The sequence below is a fragment of the Pseudooceanicola sp. genome (assembly GCF_029213205.1).
Taxonomy (GTDB): domain Bacteria; phylum Pseudomonadota; class Alphaproteobacteria; order Rhodobacterales; family Rhodobacteraceae; genus Pseudooceanicola.
The window spans coordinates 1-3819 of record NZ_JARGNH010000057.1; the positions used below are offsets into that span (position 1 = coordinate 1).

Consider the following 3819-nt stretch of genomic DNA (forward strand, 5'->3'; position numbering starts at 1 on the left):
ATGTCCAATAAGTTTGCATTATCGGACATAAAAGAATATGCTCAGCGGCATGTCAGAAAACACCGAGAAATCGATGTCGGATAGCTGGAATTCATGAGATTCAAGCACTTCCCTGAAAAACGAGCCGGGGTTCATGAGATTCTGTACCGGTATTTATGAGACTGGATGAGTCGGTATTTGTGAGACTGGCGCTGTCTCGCGGCTTTTTCGGCAGACTGGCGTGCTCTCTCGTCGCGCTCAGCGCGCCAGAACCGGGCCGAGATGCTTCGCCTCAACGAGAGAGGCCATGGGCTAATCGCCTCGCGAACTCGCCCCTGCCCGTCCGCGTCGCTGGCAAGCAAAACCGAGATCGCCTGGTTGACAGGGTCTTCTACGATCCGGCCGATCCCGACGGTCAACGCGAAACCCTGCAAGAGCGAGCCCTGCGCCAGGCTGTGCAACCCGGGGCGGACCGGCTTTGCCAGCACCGGAGCCACCTGATCGTATTCGGGAACTACGACCGTGAGCGCCTGCCGGAGGATCGGCGTGGCCAGGAAATCATGGTAGTCCCGCCGGTCTTTCAGAGACATTCGTGGCTGCTCGCAAACGTTCGGCGGCGAGGCGCGGCGATGCCGCGCCGTCAGAACCTGAAGCACTTCGGGCGCTTCCAGGTCGCCCTGCCCCGCGCCGCGCGCCCAAGCATCGAGATGCGCGGCACCGGCCTCGGCATGCCCTTCAAGTTGCTTGAAGCGATCCGAACCGAACCGGTCTGACAGGGTCTCGCCGGTGGCGTCCCGAAACTCCACACCATGCACCGGGCAGCGAAATCGCCACGGCAGCGCGGCGGCTTTGCGATGCAGGCCTTCGGGACAGTGCGGGCACGGAGACCGGTTCTTCCGCGCGATCATCAAGCGCGCCGCAGACCCCAACTCCCGAAAAGTCATGGCCTGCACCGCTTCGGGCGAAAGGCCGGTCCGAGCCGCGATCAGAGCCCCCTGCCCTTCCGAAAGACGCCATTCCAGGTCGAACACGTCGTGCCCCTTCAGGCCAAGCGCGGCGACGAATTCGGAAACCGTCAGGGCGTAGAACGGGGCCATGCGCGCGGCCCAGGAAGACAGCCGTTCGTCCGCCTCGGGGAGGTAGACAACCGGCAGGCGCCCGTGCGCCGTCACACCGGCTCTCCCAGGACCGCCTGCAACCGGTCGCCGCCTAGAATATCGCGCGAGAGGATGCGTTCCTCGCCGCTTTCGATGGCGGCGATCGCCAGCTGCGACAAGATCGAAAAGATGCCCGAGGTGATGCCGCCAGTCACCTTGATCATCCGCGTGAGTGCTTTCTCGTCGATCTGGCTTTGGCGCCGAAGCGGCAGCGTGCGCGTGAGAGTGCTCATCAGCCCGTTCAGATCCTCGCCCTCGCGCCAAGGCGGCAACGCGAAGGCCTCGAAACGGCGCACCAGCTGATCATCGGTGCGCAGCGCGTTGCGAGCCTGCGCTGTACCGACACAGACCAGCGGGATGCGCAGCTCGTTGCCCAGAAAGCGCAGCATGTTCAGGAATCGTGCCTGTTCGCGGATCGTCCCCGCCTGCAGGCTGTGAATCTCGTCGATGACCAGCATCCCCGGACGCAATTCGGCGAGCAGTCGCAAGGCCAGGCTTTCCAGGACGGACAGCGTCGCCCTCGGCGGCTCCGGGGCGCCGATCGCGGCCAGGATCCGGCGGTAGAAGCGCGATTCATCTGGCCCAGACACCATCTGCACGGCGACAACTGGCATATGCAACCGTCCGCTGGTGTCGTCGAAGCTTGAAGCGTGATCGCGGGTGAACTTCTCGATGATCATCGTCTTGCCCATGCCGCTGTCGCCGACAATGAGCAGGTTCGGCATGCGGGCGCGCTCGGGAAACGACATCAGCGTTTCCAGCTTCTCCAAGGCGGCCTCAGCCCTGGGATAGGAGATCCAGCGGTCGGCGCGAATCCTATGAATGCGCTCCTCGGCGCTGAGCGCGGCGATCTTGCCGGCTCCCGGATAGAGATGCGGGAACTCAGTCATCGTCGTACCACTCCTCGACCTTGAAGCCGGGATGGCTGAGGAACGGGCTCCCCTCCCCTTCCGGCGCAGGCAGGGCATCTCGCGCGGCGATATCCGGTGTCACATCGATCATCTGCAGAGGGGCGAGATGCGACCGCCGCGCCTGATGGCGTCGTATCGCCTTAGTCTGCCGCTCGGCGCTGTCGACGAGGTCGCGCTGCGCCTCGATCGTTCTGAAAATCAGTTCCTCATCTACCGACCGGCGCCCGGCCTCGCGCAAAGCGCGTCGCGCCGCGCGGTGCTCCCAGAGCGTGACCGCAGGCCGAGTCAGATCCGCCGGTCGGGCTTCGATGATCCCGTTCTCTGTCAGCACGAAGATGCGCGAAAGATCGCGCGGGTCGTATTTGAGCGTGAACTTGCGGCTTTCCCGGCCCATCAGCCAGCGCAACTCGTCCGCCCAGTAGCGGATGTGGAAGAGATGCAGGCCGTCGCGCTGCAAAACCCGCTGCTCGGAGGGTAGAAAATCGACCAAGAACTGCCGGAGATCGACCGGCATGCGGAGCTTGGTCTCATCCGCCTGCGCCGCCCAGGCTGCTGACGGCGTCTTTTCCAGCACGCTGTGGACCCGCGCATGGTAGGAGCCGGTGATCTCGAAAGCGAGCCAGGTTTCCAGCTCTCCGAGCGTCATCACCGCCTCGACCTCGGCGTCGAGATCGCCGCGCTCGAAAATGTTCGAGAAATGCGAGCCCGGCAGCAGGTGAATCGCGCCCATCATCGTGCCGATCAGGCGCTCTATATGGCCGCCATAGCGCGGCGTGCCGGGCGGACGGTACTGCAGGTCGATCTGGTATTCGGAACAGGCAAGCTGAAAAGCCCGGGCATGGAACTCCGCGCCATTGTCCACGTAAATCGCGTTCGGGATACCCTGTGCAGCCCACTCCGTGCTGATACCCCGCGCAGTGAGCCAATGCGATTTGTCCATCACCGCATGGGTCAGACACAGTGCGACGGCCAGCAGCGATGGCGGCTCCAGCGACAGATGAAACCCCAAAACCATGCGGGTGTTCACATCGATCGCGACCGTCAGCGTCGGACGACCGAGCGGGCGACGCGTCACCGGGTCGACCACGGTCACGTCAGCCTTGGTGTGGTCGATCTGGACGATATCCAGCAGATCGTTGGCGACCAGTCCCCCAGGCGTGGCCAGATAGCGCCGCTCGGCCTTGTCCTTGCCCTCTCGCCGGGCCATCAGTTTCGCTTGGTCATGTTGCTCCAGCCAGCGCCCCAAACGCCGGATCGAGGGCGGTGCCAGCCCTTGAGACCGACAATCGGCAGCCACCTCCCGCCAGAACCGCGTCTTGGTGGATTTGCGGCGCGTGGCATAAAGCTCCTTGAAGTGGCGGGACACGATCACTTCCACCGCCGGGTTCAGCGGCTGCATGCCCGGTTTGGGCCCCCGTGTGTCCGGCAGAAGTGCGCTGGTCCGCCCGTCCTCGCGGAACTGCTTTACCAGACGAAAGACCGTGGATCGGCTGACATTCAACTGACGCATTGCCCAGTCGACATTGCCCTGAGTGAGCTGGGCCGGCAGTTCCCCGATCACTCGGGCGCGGTACTCGGCCTCTTCCCAATCCTTGTCAGTTGGAAAATTATCGGACATAACTTACTCAGTGCATGGATGCCGGATAGTCTCACCAATGGTGACTCAAATCGGCGTCCAGTCTCACATACCCTGAATCGGTTTCAGAAATGCGACACAGGCAAGCTATTGAAAACAAATGGAACGCAGTCTCAGAAATTCCGGCAGACCGACA

3 protein-coding genes are annotated in these 3819 nt (G+C 63.0%); all 3 read right to left on the minus strand.

From position 1 onward, the window contains the following. Positions 1–131: 131 nt before the first annotated feature. Genes P1U48_RS18085 through P1U48_RS18095 form a run of 3 tightly spaced genes read right to left on the minus strand, consistent with a single transcriptional unit; the run spans position 132 to position 3665 of the window. On the minus strand, positions 132–1151 hold the full coding sequence (locus P1U48_RS18085) for a TniQ family protein (protein ID WP_301070728.1): 1020 nt from the start codon (positions 1149–1151) through the stop codon (positions 132–134). Further along, entirely contained in the window at positions 1148–2026 is an 879-nt protein-coding gene (locus P1U48_RS18090; protein WP_301070729.1) for a TniB family NTP-binding protein, read from the minus strand. Before P1U48_RS18090 ends, P1U48_RS18085 begins: the two co-directional genes overlap by 4 nt. Then, the gene (locus P1U48_RS18095) at positions 2019–3665 is read right to left on the minus strand and encodes a Mu transposase C-terminal domain-containing protein (protein WP_301070731.1); all 1647 of its coding nucleotides are present in this window, start codon (positions 3663–3665) and stop codon (positions 2019–2021) included. Before P1U48_RS18095 ends, P1U48_RS18090 begins: the two co-directional genes overlap by 8 nt. Between the last annotated feature and the right edge of the window lie 154 nt (positions 3666–3819).